This is a genomic window from Xenorhabdus lircayensis (assembly GCF_016306625.1).
Lineage (GTDB): Bacteria > Pseudomonadota > Gammaproteobacteria > Enterobacterales > Enterobacteriaceae > Xenorhabdus > Xenorhabdus lircayensis.
The window spans coordinates 1-1,293 of record NZ_JACOII010000074.1 but is presented as its reverse complement, the minus strand read 5'-3'; the positions used below and the strand labels follow the sequence as shown (position 1 = coordinate 1,293).

Annotated in this window: 1 pseudogene; it reads right to left on the bottom strand. The window is 48.0% G+C overall.

The features are described 5' to 3' along the window. Positions 1 to 216: 216 nt before the first annotated feature. A pseudogene (locus H8A87_RS18860) lies at positions 217 to 1,231 on the bottom strand (IS110 family RNA-guided transposase). Positions 1,232 to 1,293: the final 62 nt, after the last annotated feature.

Genomic DNA, 1,293 nt, shown 5'->3' with positions numbered 1-1,293 from the left:
ATGGACACCGACTTAATTCAAGTGGGTGGGTGAATTTTTCTGACAACGTAGTCGCAAACATATATTCGGCTTCAGTGAGCCCTGATGAAAATCCGCACTCTCTGTCCTCATTAATTCAACAGTCTCGATAGACTGATCGGGTTACCAGGTTCACAGAGAGTCGGTACTACCTGTCAATTACATCAACTTATGGACTTTTGCTACATAAAGGGTGACTCATCGCGCTTCATAACTCGATTGTTGGTTGACCAGTACCCACGCTATTCGGGCATTTTTATTTGCCAGCGCTACTGCTGCCTTATTGAGTCCGCTACGGGTTATCACGCCTTTTAACCAACGCTGCAATCCATTACCTCGTTCGTCGGGGAGTTTTTGCACCCGATAAGCCACTGAGCGGGCACCGTGGATCAATATTCCACGCAAATAGCTATCTCCGCGTTTCGTGATCCCCAATAACCTGACTTTGCCTCCGCGGCTATGTTCCCTTGGTACCAGCCCCAGATAGCTGGCAAAATGGCGGCCATTTTTGAAGTCATTGCTGTCGCCCAAGGCGATCATCAGAGCCGAGGCTCCCAGCGGACCGATACCCGGCAGTGTCAGTAACCGTCCGATATCTTCCTGTTGCGCATTCAGGTGGTCGAGGCGTTTTATTCAGCTCCATCAGGCGCTGCTGTTGTTCTTTGAGTTCAAACAACAGTTCCTGAAACAGTTCACGGCTCATTGGAGTCAGGTCATTTTCCGCGTTTTCCAGATGATCAGGTAAACATTGCTCAACTTTGCGAGCGCTTTCGGGGATAGCAATGCCATATTCCAAGCCTAATCCCCGGATTTGATTAATCAGCGCCGTTCTGTTTTTCATTAGCCGCTGGCGAACCCGATGCAAACACTGAATATCCTGTTGTGCCTGTGTTTTTTCCGGGACATAACGCATCCCCGGACGACTGTCTGCTTCCACAATAGCCATAGCATCATTTTTGCTGCCCATTCTGAATGGGGCGACATATTGGGGACTGATTTGCTTCACTTCGTGACCAAAGCGTTTAAATTGGCGACTCCAGTAGTTTGCACTGCCACACGCCTCCATTACAATTTTTGAAGGAGGCTGTTGTGCAATGAAAGTGCTCAGTTTATCGCGTGAAACCACCGTATTTTTAATCAGTTTGCCAAGCGGGGATGTAATATGTACTTGAAACACTCGCTTTGCCAGATCAATTCCGATAACTTGTTCCATTGGACACCTCTTCATGTTTTTGCTGATATATTCAGCATGGCTCACTGAAGCCGTTTAGGGGA